The organism is Streptomyces lunalinharesii, from assembly GCF_039532155.1.
GTDB lineage: Bacteria > Actinomycetota > Actinomycetes > Streptomycetales > Streptomycetaceae > Streptomyces > Streptomyces lunalinharesii.
In genome coordinates this window covers 14,314-32,865 of the sequence record NZ_BAAARK010000018.1, presented here as the reverse complement: position 1 = coordinate 32,865, position 18,552 = coordinate 14,314, and the positions used below count along the sequence as shown (strand labels likewise).

The window sequence follows — 18,552 nt, the reverse complement described above, 5'->3', positions numbered from 1 at the left end:
CGGTCATGGCCCTTCGAGAGCCGTGGCCATCAGGGAGGCCAGTTCAGCGGCGTGTGGCGGGTCCACCAGGGTCTGGTGGTTGCCGGGGATGCCGATCGTGTGAATCGAGCCTTCGGTGTGGACGGTCCACTCCTCGGGGTCGATGAGCGGGGTGCGCAGCACCGGGTGCTGTTCGGCCACCGCGAAGACGTGGAGGTCGGTGCGGACCTGCCCGGTGACGCGGTGCAGGGCGGCTGCCCGTTCGTTGGCGGCGGCCACCCGGACCATGCGCCGCATGGCTGCGGTCTCGGCGCGGCGCGGGAGCCGGCCGTCCTCGTGTCCCTTGCGGAGCAGGGCCTCGATGGCCTCTTCCTCGTCGAGCCCACGCAGGTCTTCGGCGTCCAGGCCGGCGGCGATGCCGAGCTGGAGCAGTCCGGTGGCCCCGCCGATGTTCTCCTCCTGCGGCCGGACGGGCCCGCGTGCGGGGGCCCGGGTGTCCATCAGGCCCAGAAATGCGACCTGTTCGCCCTCGGCCTCCAGACGTGCCGCGATCTCGAAGGCGACCCGGCCGCCGAACGACCACCCGGCCAGTAGGTACGGTCCGTGCGGGGCGGCCTGTCGCAGCTCGGAGAGGTAGCGGTCGACCATGTCGGGCACCTGGTGCAGCGGCGGCTCGTCGGTGTTGTAGCCCACCGACTCGATGCCGTACACCTTCCGCCGGCTCCCCAGGCTCCGGGCCAGTTCGAGGTAGCAGCAGACATCGCCGCCCTGAGGGTGAACCAGGAACAGCGGCGGCTGTGTCGGGTCGCCGTCGGCGAGCGGCACCAGCAGCCGGTCCGCGGCGCCGGCCGGCAGGGCCTCGCACATCCGCTCTACCGTCGGCTTGCGGAAGACCACGTGGAGCGGGACCGCGACGTCCATCTCCCGGCGAATCGCCTCGATGAGGGCGAACGCCTTGAGGGAGTGCCCGCCGAGGGCGAAGAAGTCGTCTCGCACGCCGACCGGCGTGACCCCCAGGACGTGTTCCCAGATGCGGGCCATCCGCAGTTCGGTCCGGTCGCGGGGGGCCTGCAGAGGGCCACGGTTCCCTGGCAGGTCGGGGGCGGGCAGTGCCTTGCGGTCGAGTTTGCCGTTGACGGTCAGCGGCAGCTCCTCCAGGTCCACGAAGCGGGTGGGCACCATGTAGCCCGGCAACCGTTCGTGCAGGGCCTCGGTCGGCTGGACCGGTTCGAGGTGGCCCGGGTCCCGCACGACGTAGCCGACGAGCACGGCGTCCACCCCCTCGCCGTGGACCGCGGCCGCCGCCTCCGCCACGCCCTCGCAGTGCGCCAGCGCCGCCTCGATCTCGCCGAGTTCGATGCGGTGGCCTCGGATCTTGACCTGGTCGTCCCCGCGGCCGCGGTACTCCAAGGCACCGTCCGCACGCCACCGGACTAGGTCGCCGGTACCGTAGAGACGGGTACCGGTGCCGAACGGATCGGGGACGAAGCGCCGCGCGGTCAGGCCGGGCCGTCCCGCATAGCCGCGGACGACGCCCTCGCCTCCGATGTACAACTCGCCCTCGACGCCCACCGGAACGGGCTGCATCCGCTCGTCGAGCACGTACACGCGCGTGTTGGTCAGCGGATGCCCGATCGGCACGGCACCCACGTCAGGTCCAGCGTCCGGTGTGCCGTGCAGAGGGTGGGCGGTGGACCAGATCGTGGTCTCCGTGGGCCCGTAGACGTTCCAGACCGGGCCGACGCGCTCGCGCAGTCGACGGGCGAGCGCGGGTGGCAGCGCCTCGCCGCCGGTCAGGGCCCGTACGCCGGGGCCGCCCTTCCAGCCGGCCTCGGTGAGCAGGTACCAGGTCGCCGGTGTCGCCTGCACCACCGTCACCCCCGCGTCGTCGAGGCGCTCGGTGAGCAGGGAGCCGTCGCGCGCGGTGTCCCGGTCCACGACGTGGACCGTCGCGCCGCGGGTCAGCGGCACCAACAGCTCCAGTACCGAGATGTCGAACGAGGCCGTCGTCAGGGCGGCGACGGTATCCGTCGTGGTCAGCTCCAGCCGCTCGGCCATGTCCAGGGCGAAGTTCTCCAGTCCCCGGTGCGGGACCATGACGCCCTTGGGGACACCGGTCGAGCCGGAGGTGTAGATCACGTAGGCGAGGTGGTCGGCGCCGAGGCCGAGGACGGGAGTGGTCTCGGGCTGCTTCGAGATCGACACCCGCTCCGCCGCCACGTCCACGACGCGCACGCCCTCGGCGGCCGGGACCCGATCGCGTGCGGCTCCGGAGGTCAGGACCACCCGCACCGCGCTGTCGCCGACCATGAAGGCGTTGCGCTCCCTCGGATGGTCCGGGTCGATCGGGACGTATGCGCCGCCGGCCTTGAGGACCGCCAGCAGGCAGAGCGGCAGGTCGATCGAGCGCTCCAGGCACACGCCGACCCTGATGTCCGGTCCCACCCCCATGGAGCGCAGGTGGTGGGCGAGTTGGTTGGCGCGACGGCCCAGGGCGTCGTAGGTCAGCGACCGCCGTGCGTCGCTGACCGCGACGGCGTGCGGCGAGCGCTCGCACCGGTCGGCTATCAGCTCGTGGAGGCGGGCGCTCCGGGGAAGGGCACGGCTGGTGCGGTTCCACCCGACGGTCACCCGGTGCCGCTCGGTCGGGTCCAGCAGCGGGAGTTCCGCGACCGCCCGGCCGGGGTCGGCCGCGGCGCACGTCAGGACCTGCTCGAAGGAGCGGATCAGGCGCCGGATGGTGGCCCGGTCGAAGACGTCGGTGGCGTACACGGCCCGGCCGCCGAGCCCGCCGGGTTCCTCGGACAGGTAGAGGCTCAGGTCGAACTTGGCAGCCCCACCGCCCAGTTCGACAGGTTCCGCGTCGAGGCCGGGCAGTTCGACGGGCGAGGCGGTGTCGTCGTTGAGCACCAGCATCACCTGGAACAGCGGATTGCGGCTCAGATCGCGTTCCGGCCGGACCGCTTCCACCAGGCGTTCGAAGGGCACGTCCTGGTGGGCGTAGGCGGCCAGGGCGGTGTCCCGGGCCCGTGCCACCAGTTCGGTGAAGGTCGGGTCGCCGGACAGGTCGCCGCGCAGCACCAGGGTGTTCACGAAGAACCCGATCAGCGGCTCCAGTTCCGCGTGGTTGCGGCCGGCGATCGGGGCGCCGACCGCGACGTCGTCGGTGCCGGCCCAGCGTCCGAGCAGCGTCTGGAAGCCCGCCAGCAGGACCATGAACAGCGTCGCGCCGTTCTCCTTGCCGATGTCCCGGAGCCGCTCGAGCACCGGCCCGGGGAGGGTGAAGTCGACGTGGTCGCCACGGCCGGAGGGGGCCGGCGGGCGAGGCCGGTCGGTCGGCAGCTCCAGGGGGGCGAGGCCGGTCAGGCGGTCGCGCCAGTAGGCGAGGTCCCCCTCCGGTTCCGCTCCGGTCATCCGTCCGCGCTGCCAGCTCGCGAAGTCGCGGTAGGTGAGGGCGAGATGGGGCGGGGCGGGTCGGCGTCCGGCCGTCAGGTCCCGGTAGTGCGCGAACACCTCGTCCCACAGCAGGCGGGCCGACCAGCCGTCGAAGACGGCGTGGTGGACGACGACCACCAGCAGGTGGTCCTCGGTGGCGAGGCGGATCAGCCGGGCTCGGATCAGCGGCGCGGTGCAGAGTTCGAAGGGGGCCTTGGCGTCCTGCTCGGCGAGCTCCCCGGCGCGCCGCTGGGCCTGGGCGTGAGGCAGGTGGGAGAGGTCGGTGCAGGCCGGGGCGAAGGCGTTGACGGGGGCGACGACCTGGCACAGGCCCCCGCCACCGAGGCTCGGCCCGCGGTTGATGAGGCTCGAGCGCAGCACGTCGTGGCGGGCGACGACCGCATGCAGCGCGGCGATGACGGCGTCCTGGTCCAGTGGACCGCGGAACCGGACTGCGGAGGGCATGTTGTAGTCGGGGCGGCCCGGCTGGAGCTGGTCGAGCAGCCACAGCCTCTGTTGGCCGAAGGAGACCGGGCCGGTGTCGGTCTCCCGGTGCCCGATCGCCCCGCCGGCGCGGGCGGTGTCGTCGAGTGCCCGGGCGAACGCGGTGATCGTGGGGTACGTGAAGACCATCTGCAGGGGGATTTCCCGGTCGAGCCGGTGCCGCAGCCGCGCGGCCACCTGTGTGGCACGCAGGGAGTGGCCGCCCAGCTCGAAGAAGTCGTCGTGCGTCCCGACGCGTTCGCGGCCCAGCACCTCCTCCCAGACGGACGCGATGGTGCGCTCGACGGCGTCGGCGGGAGCGCGGTAGGCGCGGCGCTGCTGCTGGATGTCGGGCGCCGGCAGGGCCTTGCGGTCGATCTTGCCGTTGGGAGTGAGCGGCAACGCGCCCAGCTCCACCACGGCCGAGGGCACCATCGCGGCGGGCAGAGTCGCACGCAGGAAGTCCAGCAGGGCGGACCTGCGGTCCTCCGGGGAGGGCTGTCGCCCGTCGGGAGAGCGCCACACCACGTAGCTCACCAACGTGCGCTCCAGCCCCTCGCCGCGGGCCGCAGCGACGGCCTGGGCGACGTCGGGGTGGCGGGCCAGCACGGCCTCCAGTTCGCCGAGTTCGATCCGGTGTCCGCGGACCTTGACCTGGTTGTCGCGTCGGCCGTGGAACTCCAGGGTGCCGTCGGCCCGCCGGCGGGCCAGGTCGCCGGTGCGGTACATCCGCTCCCCCGGCCGTCCGAACGGGTCCGGTACGTAGTGCTCGGCGGTGCGCCGCGGGTCATGGAGGTATCCGCGAGTCACCCCCGGCCCGGCGATGCACAGTTCTCCCACCGCTCCCGGCGGCAGCACCTCCAGGTGCTCGCCCAGGACGTAGCACCGGGCGTTGGGGATCGGCTGCCCGATGGGGATACGGCCGTCCTCGACGTCCCGGTCGGTCACCGGACGGAAGGCCGAGGTGTTGGTGCATTCGGTCGGCCCGTACTGATTGACCAGCACGACCTCCGCGCCCAGACGGCGGGCTCGGCGTGCGTGGGCGGGGGTCAGCGCCTCGCCGGTCGTCATCACCAGGCGCAGCGCGGACCCCGGTGGCCGTACAGCGGCGGCGCCGAGGGCGTCGAGCATCGAGGGGACGATCGAGAGTACGGCGGTGACCTGCTGTTCCTCGATGGCGGCCAGCAGTGCATGGGGGTCCTTGGCTTCGTCGGGAGGCATCACCACGACCCGCGCGCCGACGGACAGCGGTGCGAACAGGTCGCGCACCGAAGGGTCGAAGGTCAGCGCGGTGCGGGCGAGGACGACGTCGTGCTCGTCGATCTCGAAGGTGCGGGTGAGGTAGGTGAGGTAGTTGACGACTCCGCGGTGCGGCACGGCAACGCCCTTGGGACGGCCGGTGGAGCCGGAGGTGTAGATCGCGTAGGCGAGGTCGGCCGAGGAGGCGGCCGGCGGCAGGTTTTCGCCGGACTGGGCAGCGATGCGGGACCGCTCCCGGCCCAGGTCCAGCACGGGTACGCCGCTGAGCCTGGCCGGGGTCGCGGTACCGGAGTCCCGGGTCAGAGCGAGCCGTGCCCGGCTGTCCGCCAGGATGAGCGCGATGCGGTCGGCGGGGTAACCAGGGTCCACGGGGACGTATGCGCCGCCCGCCTTGAGTACGGCCAGTACGGCGACCACCGCTTCCGGCGTGGCGTCCAGCACAACCGCGACGGTGCGATCGGGCCCGACCCCTCTCGCGCGCAGGCACCGGGCGAGGCGGTTGGCTTGGGCGTTCAGCTCCGCGTAGGTGAGCTGCCGGGTGCCGCAGGTGACGGCGATGGCGTGCGGGCGCCGGCGGACCTGTTCCTCGATGAGTTCGTGCAGCAGGCGGTCACGGGGGAAGTCGGCGGTGGTCGTAGGGGCGTCGAGTACCTGGTGCCGCTCGGCCGGGCTCAGCAGCTCCAGCTGGGAGAGCGGCCGCGTCGGGTCGGAGGCGGCACTGGTGAGCAGCCTGACGTAGTGCTCCGCCAGGCGCTCGACGGTAGCGCGGTCGAACAGGTCGGTGGCGTAGTCAATGGTCGCCGTCAGGCCGTCGGGGCGCTCGGTCAGCGCCAGGCTCAGGTCGAACTTCGAGGTGCCGTTGTCCACCTCCAGCTGTTCCACGACCAGGCCGTCGATCCGCAGGGCGTCCGGCAGGTCCGGGTGGAGCTGGAAGAGGACGTCGAAGAGGGGGTTGCGGCTGGGGTCGCGGTCCGGTTGCAGTTCCTCGACCAACGTGTCGAACGGCAGGTCCTGGTGGGCGTAGGCGGTCAGGGCAGTGTCCCGGCTGCGGGCGAGCAGTTCGGTGAAGGCGGGGTCGCCGGACAGGTCGGTGCGCAGCACCAGGGTGTTGACGAAGAAGCCGATCAACGACTCCAGCTCGGCACGGTTGCGGCCGGCGATCGGGGTGCCGACGGCGATGTCGTGCCGGCCGGTGTAGCGGGCGAGGACGGCCTGGAACCCGGCGAGCAGGGTCATGAACAGCGTGGCGCCCTTGCGCTGCCCCAACGCGACCAGGCTCGTGTGGAGTTCGGCGGGAAGGCGGAAGGAGACCACGTCACCCGCTCCGGAGCGCACCGGCGGCCGAGGGCGGTCGGCGGGCAGTTCCAACTGGGGGACGTCGGCGAGCCGGTGGCGCCAGTGGTCGAGTTGGTCGGCGAGTGCGCCGGCGGCCATCCGGTCCCGTTGCCAGGACGCGATGTCGCCGTACTGGAGCGGGAGTTCGGGGAGTTGTGACCGGGTCCCGCAAGCGGCTGCGGCGTACCCGGCCGCCAGTTCGTCCCACAGCACCGGTATCGACCAGCCGTCGGCGACCGTGTGGTGCAGTACCAGAGCCAGCATGTGTTCGTGCTCGGTGACGCGGATCAGCCGGGCGCGGATCAGTGGCGCCTCCGAAAGGTCGAACGGGGTCGCGGCGTCGGTGGTCGCCAGATCGTGCGCGCGGGCCCGGGCCTCACCCTCGGGCAGATCGCTCAGGTCGGTGACCACGGGGACGAAGGCGGTGACGGGTTCGACGATCTGGACGGGCAGGTCGCCGTCGTGTTCGTAGCGGGACCGCAGGACCTCGTGGCGGCGTACCACCTCCGTCAGCGCGTGGAGCAGAGCCCGGTCGTCGAGCCCGCCGCGGAGTCGGGTGACGACGGGGATGGTGTAGTCGGCCCGGCCGGGCCGGAGTCGGTCGAGGAACCACAGCCGCTGCTGGCCGTAGGACAGCGGCGCGGGGGTGTCGGCCGTCCGACGGGCGATGGTGGTCGCGGCGGTGGCCCGGCCGCCGTCGAGGGCTGCCGCGAAACCGCTGAGCGTGGGGTTTTCGAAGAGGGTCCGCAGCGGGACGTCGGTATCCGCACGGGTGTTGAGGCGGGAGATGGCGCGGGTGGCCTTGAGGGAGTGCCCGCCCAGGGTGAAGAAGTTGTCCAGCCGCCCGATGCGGTCGGTACCCAGCACGGCGGACCAGATCTCGGCGACGAGTTCCTCGGTGGCCGTCACCGGAGGCTGATGGACCACGGCGGACTCCGCCACCGGCGGCACGGGCAACGCCCGGCGATCGAGCTTCCCGTTCGGCGTCAACGGAAGCACATCCAAGACCACAAGAGCACCAGGCACCATGTAATCGGGCAGCTCAACCGCAAGGACGCCACGCACCGCATCCGGATCCACCGCGGCACCCACACCACCGACGACGTACGCCACCAGACGCCGATCACCATCCCCGTCCTCATGCACGACGACCACGGCCTGCGACACCCCCGGGCACCGCACCAACACCGCCTCGATCTCCGCCAATTCGATACGGAAACCACGGATCTTGACCTGACCGTCGACGCGCCCCACGAACTCCACGTTCCCGTCGGCCCGCCTGCGCACCAGGTCTCCCGTGCGGTACATCCGCGTCCCCGGAGGCCCGAAGGGGTCGGGAAGGAAACGTTGGGCCGTCGCGGCGCCGGAGCCGAGATAGCCACGGGCCACCCCGGCGCCCGCCACGCACAACTCCCCCACGGCGCCGAGCGGCACCGGCTCCAGCCCCGTGCCCAGGACATACAGCCGGGTGTTGTCCATCGGGCTGCCGATCGGCACCCGTCCGTCGGCCAGGGACGCGGTGTCCGCCTTCCAGCGGGTGGCGAACGTGGTGGTCTCGGTCGGGCCGTAGACATGGGTCACCACGGTGTCCGGGCAGGTCGCGACGGCCCGTCGAAACGCGGTGAGGGAGGCCGCTTCGCCGCCGGTCCACACCTCCTGCAGCCCGGCGAGGATCTCCACCCGCTCCTCCACCACCAGGTTGAAGAGGGCCGTGGTCAGGAAGACGGAGGTGATCCGGTGCTCCCGGACCAGTCGTTGGAGTGCCGCGGTGTCCAGGTGGCCGGGCGGTGCCAGGACGACCCGTCCCCCCGAGAGCAGGGGAACCCACATTTCGTAGGTGAACGCGTCGAAGGAGTGCGGCGAGTGCGCGAGGACGGTGCGGTGCGCCGGCCCCCACTCGGAGTCCAGGGCCAGCGCCGCGACGTTGGCGTGGGTGACGACTATGCCCTTGGGGACACCGGTGGTCCCCGAGGTGAACATCACGTACGCCGCCTGCTCGGGCGGGCACGGTGTCCGCGGCGCGGTCGGACCGCCGGGAGTGCCGGCCGCCGCGACGTCGATCACCGGCACCGGGCAGGCGCCGACGACCGGGTGCGCGGACGAGGCGCAGTCGGTCATCAGCAGTGCGGCATCGACCTGTTCGAGCAGGACGCGCAGTCGTTCGGCCGGGAACCGGCCGTTGAGCGGCACGTAGGTGCCACCGGCCTTGAGGACGGCCAGGACGGCCACCACGAGGTCGGCGGACCGCTCCAGCAGCAGGCCCACCGCGCTCTCCGTCCGGACCCCGGCGGCCGCCAACCGTCCCGCGAGCCGGTCGGCGCGGGCGTCGAGATCGGCGTAGGTCCAGCAGGTCCCCGCACACTCGACCGCGACCGCGTCCGGAGTGCGCAGCACCTGAGCGGTGAACAGGTCGGGCAGGGAGGCCGACGGCAGCTCCCGGGCCGTGTCGTTCCACCGGGCGAGGACCTGTTCCTGCTCCGCGGGGTCGAGCAGGCCGACGTCGGAGACCGGGCGGCCCGGGTCGGCCGCGACCTGTGTGAGGAACCGCAGGTAGTGTCCGATCAGCCGCTGCGCGGTGTCGTGGTCGAACAGGTCACGGTCGAACGTGACCGAGCCGGTGACCTGCGAGCCCGTGTCCGTCACGAAGACGGTGAGGTCGAACAGGGACATCTGGAAGTCCACGTCGACGGATTCGGCGTCGATCCCGGGCAGGTCGAGTGTCGCGGTCTCGTCCTCGGCCGCTGCGAACATCACCTGGACCAGCGGATTGCGGTTCGGCGACCGCTCCGGGCGCAGTCGCTCGACGAGCCGGTCGAAGGGCACTTCCTGATGCCCGTACGCCTCCACGGTGACCTGCCGCACCCGGCCGAGCAGGTCGGCGAACGACGGGTCGCCGGACAGGTCGGTGCGCAGCACCAGGGTGTTGGCGAAGAACCCGATCAGGTCCTCGACCTCTTCCCGGTCCCGCCCTGCGATCGGCGTGCCGACGGCGATGTCGTGCCGGCCGGTGTAGCGGGCGAGGACGGCCTGGAACCCGGCGAGCAGGGTCATGAACATCGTCGCGCCGCACCGCTCGGCCAGCGTGCGCAGTCCCGTCGCGAGCTCGGCGTCCAGGGCGAACTCCACGCTCCCTCCCCGCCCGGTGCGCCGCGCGGGCCGCGGACGGTCCGTGGGCAGCTCCAACGGGACGAGGTCGGCCAACCGCTCCTCCCAGAACCGCAGTTGTCCGTCGAGCTCGCCGTGCGCGGAGCGCTCGCGCTGCCAGTGCGCGTAGTCCTCGTACCGGACAGGCAGGTCGGGGTGCTCCGGCGGCCGGCCGTGGAGCAACGACCGGTAACCGTTTCCCAGTTCCTTCCACAGCAGCGTCATGGACCAGCCGTCCGTGGCGATGTGGTGCACGACGAGGACGAGGAGGTGATGTTCGTCCTCGATGCGCAGAAGGCTTGCCCGGAGCAGCGGGCCGGCGCTCAGGTCGAAGCGCGTCCGGGCCGCCTCGCGGGCCAGCTCCGCCGCCCGCCGTTCCCGCTGCGCGGACGGCAGTTCCCGCAGATCCACGATCGGCAGCGGAACGGTCTGCGCGGGCAGCACCACGGGGTGGGGCCGTCCGTCGCGTTCCTCGAAAACCGTGCGTAGTGCGAGGTGCCGCCGTACGACCTCGGTCAGGCTCTGCTGGAAGGCCTCGGCGTCGAGGGGGCCACGCAGCCGCAGCACCGTGGGGACGGCGTAGCCGGGGGCGCCGTCGAGCAGGTGGTCGACCAGCCACATGCGTTCCTGTGCGAAGGAGGCGACGGGCTCGGCGGAGCGACCGCGGGCGATCCGAGCGGGAGCGGAGCCGGCGGTTGCGCCCTCCCGGGCCGCGCGGATGCGGCGTTCGAGGAGTTGACGCGCGGCCGCGCGGCGGTCTCCCGGAGCGGACTGTTCCGGTTGCTGGGCGCTCACGCGGTCTCTCCTTGGCTCTCGAAGGAACGGCTTCCGTCGCTCTCGACGGAGGCGGCTTCGTGCTCGTCACCCGACGCGAGGATGTCGTCGAGCAGAAGGGTCTCGATGGCCGTCGCGAGATCGGCGACGGTGGGGTGGTCGAAGAGGATGTGCAGTGGCAGTGCCGCGTCCAGCCTGGTGTTGAGGCGGGAGATGGCGCGGGTGGCCTTGAGGGAGTGCCCGCCCAGGGTGAAGAAGTTGTCCAACCGCCCGATGCGGTCGGTACCCAGCACGGCGGACCAGATCTCGGCGACGAGTTCCTCGGTGGCCGTCACCGGAGGCTGATGGACCACGGCGGACTCCGCCACCGGCGGCACGGGCAACGCCCGGCGATCGAGCTTCCCGTTCGGCGTCAACGGAAGCACATCCAAGACCACAAGAGCACCAGGCACCATGTAATCGGGCAGCTCGACCGCAAGGACGCCACGCACCGCATCCGGATCCACCGCGGCACCCACACCACCGACGACGTACGCCACCAGACGCCGATCACCATCCCCGTCCTCATACACGACGACCACGGCCTGCGACACCCCCGGGCACCGCACCAACACCGCCTCGATCTCCCCCAGTTCGATACGGAAACCACGGATCTTGACCTGGTCGTCGGTGCGTCCGAGGTATTCGACGGCGCCGTCGGTGCGCCAGCGGGCCAGGTCTCCCGTGCGGTACATCCGCGTGCCCGGAGGCCCGAAGGGGTCGGGAAGGAAACGGTCCGCGGTCAGTCCACCGCGGCCGGCATAGCCGCGGGCCAGGCCCGCTCCCGCCAGGTACAGCTCGCCCGCGGCACCCACCGGCAGCGGCGACAGCTGCGGATCGAGGATGTACAGACGGGTGTTCCAGATGGGCCGGCCGATCGGGACGGCGGCGGAGCCGGGCCGGCACTTCCAACTGGTCACGTCGACTGCGGCTTCGGTCGGTCCGTACAAGTTGTGCAGCGGGACGTCGAGCACCCGCCAGAAGTCCTCCTGGAGACGGACGGGCAGCGCCTCGCCGCTGCAGACGACCCGGCGCAGCGAACGGCAGTCGGCCGCCGACGGCTCGTCGACGAAGGCACGCAGCATCGAGGGCACGAAGTGCACGGTGGTGACGGCCTCGTGCCGGATGACACGGGCGAGGTAGGCCGGGTCCTGGTGTCCCTGGGGCCGGGCCACCACCAGCGTCGCGCCATACAGCAGCGGCCAGAGGAATTCCCACACGGAGACGTCGAACCCGAACGGCGTCTTCTGCAACACCCGGTCCGTGCCGTCCAGTTGGTACGACTCCTGCATCCACGCCAGGCGGTTCACGATCGCGCCGTGCGTCACCACCACGCCCTTGGGACGACCGGTGGAGCCCGAGGTGTAGATGACGTAGGCGGGGTGTTGCGGCAGCAGCGGGACCGTGCGGTCGGCCTCGGCGGGATCGTGGGGGCTGAGGCGGTCGAGTTCTCCCAGGAGGGCCGGTTCATCGAGCACGAGCCGCGGCGTCGCCGCGCGCTGCGGCATGGACGGGTCGGTGTCGGTGCTCGTCAGCAGAAGGTGCGGCGCCGCGTCCTCGGTCAGGTACGCGATCCGGCCGGCAGGCAGGTCCGGGTCGACGGGCAGGTACGCGGCCCCCGACTTCAGGACGGCCAGGATGGCGACGACCATCTGCGTGGAGCGCCGCAGTGCCAGTGCCACGGTCTTCTCCGGCCCGGCGCCCCGCGCGATCAGGAGATGCGCCAGGCGGTTGGCTCGCGCGTGGAGTTCCTCGTACGAGAGCGCGTCGCCTTCGAAGACGGTGGCCGTGCGGTCCGGAGTCCGTCGGGCCTGCGCCGCCAACAGCTCGGGCAGGGTGGCGTCCGGCACCGGATGGTCGGTGGCGTTCCACTCCCCCAGCACCCGGTCGCGCTCCTGGTCCGAGAGCAACTCGATCCGGCCGACCGCAGTGGTGGGGGCGTCGACGACGACGGACAGCAGGCGTTCCAGCGATCGGGCGATCGCAGCCGCCGCCTCGGGTGCGATCGCGTCGGCGCGGTGGTCCACGTGGAGTCGCAGCCGCCTACCGGGGACCGCGATCAGGTTGACGGTGTAGTGGGTCGCGTCCGTCGCCTTGATGTCCGTCAGCCGAAGGCCGCTGGTCAGGTCCGCCAGCTTCGCCCGGTCCAGGGGATAGTTCTCGAAGACGACCGTGGTGTCGAAGAGCGTGCCGAGGCCGGACTCGCGCTGGATGTCCGCCATACCCAGGTGCTGGTGGTCCAACAGGAGGGCCTGTTCGTCCTGGAGACGGGCCACCGCCTCGATGAGCGGCTCGTGGGGCCGGACGGCGAAGCGCACCGGGAGCGTGTTGATGAGCAGGCCGACCATGGTCTCCACCCCGGGGATGTCCGGCGTGCGTCCGGATACCGTCCCGCCGAAGACCACGTCGTCGTGCCCGGTCAGTCGGGCCAGGAGGACGGCCCACACGCCCTGCACGACGCTGTTCAGCGTCACTCCGGCGCTCCGGGCCCGCGCCACCAGTCGCGCTGTCAGCTCTTCGGTGAGCTCCGCGGTCACGCGCTCGGGCACCGCCTGGAGCCGGTTGCGGTCGACAGCTGCCAGGATGGTCGGCTCGTCCAGACCGCCGAGCGCCCGCCGCCAGGCGTCGAGGGCCGCGGTCCGGTCCTGCCGGGCCAGCCAGGCCAGATAGGCGCGGTACGGAACCTCCGCGTGGGCGGTCGGTGTGCCACCACCCTCCGCGCCGTGATCGCGGTAGGCCGTGCACAGCTCCTCCAGCAGCACCGCGGTCGACCAGCCGTCCGACAGGATGTGGTGGTTGGTCATGACGAGGTGGTGGCGCCGGGCGCCCATCCGGACGAGGGTGAAGCGCAGCAGCGGTGGGCGGGCGAGGTCGAATCGCCGGGCGCGGTCCGCAGCCAGCAACTCCTCCAGCGCGGTCCGGCGCTGCTCCTCGCCGAGTGCATGGAAGTCCAGCTCCTCCATGGAGATTTCGCAGGCGCCGAGGACCACCTGTACCGGCTCGGAGACTCCGTGGTCCGTGAATCCGGCCCGCAGGCCGGAGTGCCGTTGGAGCAGCCGGTGGCAGGCACGGCGCAGCGCCACGGTGTCGAGCGGGCCGTCCAGGGTGAGGATCAGCTGCCCCGTATAGGCGTCCACGTCCCGCTCGTCGTAGCAGGAGTGGAAGAAGATTCCCTCCTGCAGGGGGGAGAGGGGCAGGATGTCCTCGATGCCGGGGACGCTGCCCACCAGGTGGTCCAGCTCGGCCCGGCTGACGCGGGCCAGCGGGAAGTCCTCCGGTGTGTTCCGGACGACGTCCCGGCGTGCGGCCGCGGTCACCACGAGCTCCAGGGCCCGGGTCCAGGCGGTGGCCAGCTCTCCGACCTCGGCCTCGGACAGCACCGCATCCGGCCAGCTCCAGGTGGCGGTGAGCTCGGTGTGGTCGGCGTGGTCGCGGACGAGCACGTTGACCTCCAGGCAGTGTTCCAGGGACATGCCGGGGTCGGTGTCGGCGCGCAGCTGCTCGGCGTCGGGGGCGATGGCCCAGTCGCCGTCGTGGTGGGCGGCGAACCTGCCGAGGTAGTTGAAGAGGATCTGCGGGCGGGCACGCCCCGTCAGCTCGGCCTGTGTGCGCGGGTTCGAGTAGCGCAGCAACCCGTACCCCCAGCCGCCCCGCGGCAGTTCGCCGAAGGTGGCCGCTACCTGTTCCACCGCCCGCGCCAGGATGGCCTCGTCCTCCCATGCCCGGGCCGCATCGATCCCGCCGAGGTCCAGGCGGACCGGGAACTGGCTGGTGAACCAGCCAACGGTTCGGGAGACGTCGAGCCGGCCGGTACCGGCGTCGCGGCCGTGCCCTTCCAGGTCGAGCAACAACGGCGTGGAGCCGGTCAGTCCGCGTCGGGCACGCCAGTGGTCGGCGGCGAGGGCGAGCGCGGTGAGCAGGATCTCGTTGACTCCGGTGCCGAAGGCGGCGGGGACGGTCGAGAGCAGCGGACGCACCAGCTCCGAGGGCATGGACAGCGTCAGGTGGCGGGCCGTGCCGGCGGTGTCGCGTACCGGATCGAGCAGGCGCTCGCCCAGTACGGGTTCGCAGGCGTCGAGCACCCCACGCCACCAGGGCAGTTGCCCGGTGATGTCCGGCGACTGGGCCAGCCGGGCCAGGTCGTGCGCCCACGTGCGGAAGGATGTACCGACCGCGGGAAGTTCGGGCCGCCGGCCAGCCGTCACGGCCTCCCAGGCGGTGGCGAGGTCCGGCAGCAGGACGCGCCAGGACACCCCGTCGACGACAAGGTGGTGCACCGCCAGCAGCAGGCGCCCGGGGCGCTCGGATCCCGCATCGCACCACACGGCCTGGAGCATCACCCCGGCGGCCGGGTCGAGCCGCCCGAGCGCGGTATCGCGGGCTTCGGCGATCATGGCGTGCGCCGTCGCCTCGTCGGCCCGGGAGATGTCGATCCGGGAGAACAGCCGAGCCGCGTCCACCGATGCGGGCGGCTGCACGGTGCCCGACCACGGGGTGGCCGGGTCGTCCTCGAAGGTCATCCGCATCCGCAGTGCGTCGTGGTGATCGAGGAGTGTCCGGACGGCGGCGGTGAGGCGCTCTTGATCCGCTTCTGCGGGAGTCTGCAGCAGCACCGACTGGCTGAACCTGTTCACCGGGCCGCCGGTCTCTCGAAGCCAGTGCATGATCGGAGTCGGCGGGAACTCACCGTTCGCGGCGCCGTGTTCCTCGCCCGTCGGCCGGTCGCCCTCCTCGCTCTCGCGCAGCGCGGCCGCCAGCGCGGCGGGCGTCTTGTGGGCGAAGACGTCGCGCAGCGCGATCTCCAGGCCCGTCTCGCGCACCCGGCTGACCAGGGCGATGGCGGTGATGCTGTCTCCACCCAGCGTGAAGAACGCGTCGTCGGCGCCGACCGCGGGCAGTCCGAGCACCTCGGCGAAGAGCCGGCACAGGGCCGCTTCGCGCGCCGTGCGGGGATCGCGGCCGACCGCTTCGGGACGTTCGGGCTCCGGCAGCGCCGCGCGGTCGACCTTCCCGCCTGCGGTCAGCGGAAGGCGGTCGAGGGCGACGTAGGCGTGCGGAACCATGTAGCCGGGCAGGGCCTCGCCCAAGTGGGCGCGCAGCGCGTCGTCGTGCACCCCGTGGCCGTGCCGCGCCACCACGTAGGCGACCAGGCTGCGGCCGGTGCCCGGGGTCTGCCGGGCCACCACCGTCGCCTGGGCGACGTCCGGATGGCGCAGCAGCTCCGTCTCGATCTCGCCGGGTTCGATGCGATGCCCGTTGATCTTGACCTGGTGGTCCACCCGCCCCAGGAACTCCAGCTCGCCTTCGGGCGTCCATCGCACCAGGTCCCCTGTCCGGTACATCCGCGCCCCCGGCCTCCCCCACGGGTCCGGGACGAACCGGTCCGCCGTCAGACCACCGCGGCCCAAGTAGCCGCGGGCCAGCCCGGCACCGGCGACGCACAGTTCGCCCGGCCGGCCGGGGGGCAGCAGTCGGAGCTGCGGATCGACCACGTAGGCCCGGTGGTTGGCCATCGGTCGGCCGATGGACGGCGGCTGTCCTCCAGAGGGAGCCAGGCACTGCTTCATCGTCACGGACACGGTGGTCTCGGTGGGTCCGTAGGAGTTCCAGAACTCGCGTCCCGCCACCGCCCAGCGGTCCACCAGCTCGCCGGAAGGCGCCTCCCCGCCGACGGACACCAGCCGCAGCGCCGGCAGTTCGCGCGGGGTGAGCAACGGCATCAGGGCCGGCGGCAGGTCGGCGACGGTGACGTTCTGGGCGACCAGCAGGGACTGCAGTCGCTCGGCGTCCACCCGCTCCTCGTCGGTGGCCAGCACGAGCGTCGCTCCGGAGGCCAGGGCGCCGAACATCTCCAGGACCGAGACGTCGAAGGTCAGCGCGGCGAAGCCGAGGAACCGGTCCGTCGCGGCTATGCGGTACGCCCTGACGTTCTGGGTGACGAAGTCGACGGCCGCCCGGTGCTCCACCAGTACGCCCTTGGGACGGCCGGTGCTCCCGGAGGTGTACAGCAGGTAGGCGCCCTGTCCCGGCACGACGGTCGGGACGGGAGCGGGCGCCGCGCCGTCCCGGCCGACGGGCACCCGGCCGACGGGCACCCGGCCGACGGGCATCTGGGACACCGCGAGCGACGACAGTCGCCCCTCGCTCTCCGGTCCGCTCACCACCAGCCCGACGCCGGCGTCCCGGGCGATGAACTCCAAGCGGCGCCCCGGCAGTCCGGGGTCCATCGGGACGTAGACACACCCCGCCTTGAGCACCGCCAGCGTGGCGGAGACCAGAGCCACGGAGCGACGCAGACAGATGCCCACCCGCTGTTCACGGGTGGTCACGGCCCGCAGTCGCCGGGCCAGTTCGTCCGCCCACGTGTTGAGTTCCCGGTAGCTGATCTCGTCGCCGCCACAGCGGACCGCCACCGCCTCGGGGGTGCGTCGGGCCTGCTCCTCGACGAGCTCGTGCAGACAGCGGTCCACGGGCGGGAGCACGGCTCCGGCCCCCGACTCCAGCAGACCGGACACGTCTTCCGGGGACAGCAGGGCGAGCTCACCGATGGGGGTGTCCGGATGCGCCGTGGCCAGATCCTCCACGAACCTCACGAAGTGGCGCTGCTGCACCGAGAGTTCGTCCGACCCGCAGCGCGCCGCGTCGATCTCGAAACCGAAGGCGACGGCGCCGTCCTCGCCACGGTCGTAGACGTTGACGGCGAGGTCGTCGATCGGACCGGTGGACAGGTTGTGCGCGAAGGTGCGACATCCGGCGAAGGTCACGTCGTAGTCGAACGCCATGATGTTGAGCGCGACACCGAACAGCTTCCCGTCGACCGCAGACATCCCCAGGTCGCGCTGGAGGTCCTCGATCCGGTAGCGCTGGTGGGGCAGGGCCTCGCGCAGGGCCCGGGACGTGGTCCGGATCAGCTCGTCCACGCCCATCCCCTCCCGCACGGACACCCGCAGGGGAACCACGTTGGCGAACATCCCGGGCACGTTGTGGGCCTCGGGCGTGCGCTGCCGTCCGGTCACCGCCAGTCCCACGACCACGTCCTGCGCGCCGCTGACCCGGTGCAGATACGCCGCCGTCGCCGCGAGCGCGGCGGTCTTCCACGTCGTACCGGCCCGCTGGGCGGCGGCCCGCAGGCCCTCCGTGCCCCGCGCCGACACACTGCGGTGGCAGCGCACGACGTCACCGCTCCTGGCATGACGGAGGGGGGCGAATCCGGTCGGCTCGGGCCGGTCCGCCATGCGCGCGAGCCAGAACGACCGGTCCTGCGCGAACTCCTCCGACGCCCGGTAGGCGGCCTCCTCCGCACGCATCCGGCTCAACGGAGTGTCGCCGCCCGGCCACAGCGGCGCTCCCTCGGCCAGCGCCGTGTACGTCTCGGCGACGCGGCGCGCACTGAGCGCCATGCCCACCCCGTCCATGACGAGGTGGTGGTAGCGGTGCATCCAGAAGTACCGCTGGTCACCGACCCTGAGCAGGGCGTGCCTGAAGAGAGGCCCGGTACGCAGATCCATCGGCCGGGCCATCTGGGCCCGCATCCACTCCTCGGCGACCACCGGTGCGTCCCGGTGCGAGCGGAAGTCGGCGGTGTCCGGCTCCCACACGGGTGGATCGGCGGCGACCTGTCTGACGTCCTCGCCCCCGGCGTCGAACCGGACGTGCAGCGACTCGGTGTGCGCCACTACGTGCCGCAGCGCCGTTTCGAACAGCTCCGGGTCCACATCGCCACGGATGTCGAGGTATTCACCCAGGTCGTAGGCGACGCCCGTCGGGTCAAGCTGCTGCGCGACCCACACTCCGTTCTGGGCGGACGACAGCGGAAGGCCGGCGGGCTCGGCGGCAGCCATGGCGTTTCCCAACCTCTCGTGGTAGTTGCGACAAGGGCAGCCGACATCGCGGAAGTCGCCATCCCCCTCAGGCGTGGCCCCCGACCTCCGTCCGTGGCCCACAGGCACGCAGGAGGCCGGTCCATGACTCGCGATGCGGTCCGGATCCTGCGGAACGGGGCGTCCGTCCGGTCGGCTGTGGGCACAACTCTGTGCACGGGGGAAGGCCACTGGCACCAGTCAGATGACTGGGCACCTGCTCTGCGGTGTCCGGTGCCCCATC

2 protein-coding genes are annotated in these 18,552 nt (G+C 72.0%); both read right to left on the bottom strand.

Going from position 1 to position 18,552, the window contains the following annotated elements; genetic code table 11:
* Positions 1-3 precede the first annotated feature (3 nt).
* Complete coding sequence (locus ABD385_RS24745) at positions 4-10,431, bottom strand: non-ribosomal peptide synthetase (RefSeq protein ID WP_344579890.1); 10,428 nt, start codon at positions 10,429-10,431, stop codon at positions 4-6.
* Positions 10,428-18,290: an amino acid adenylation domain-containing protein gene (locus tag ABD385_RS24740; RefSeq protein ID WP_344579887.1), complete on the bottom strand. Its 7,863-nt coding sequence runs from the start codon at positions 18,288-18,290 to the stop codon at positions 10,428-10,430. The genes ABD385_RS24745 and ABD385_RS24740 overlap by 4 nt, the downstream gene beginning before the upstream one ends.
* Positions 18,291-18,552: the final 262 nt, after the last annotated feature.

Excerpts from the sequence above, each read along its gene's own strand:
- ABD385_RS24740 (WP_344579887.1), bottom strand. The coding sequence starts at position 18,290 with ATGGCTGCCGCCGAGCCCGCCGGCCTTCCGCTGTCGTCCGCCCAGAAC.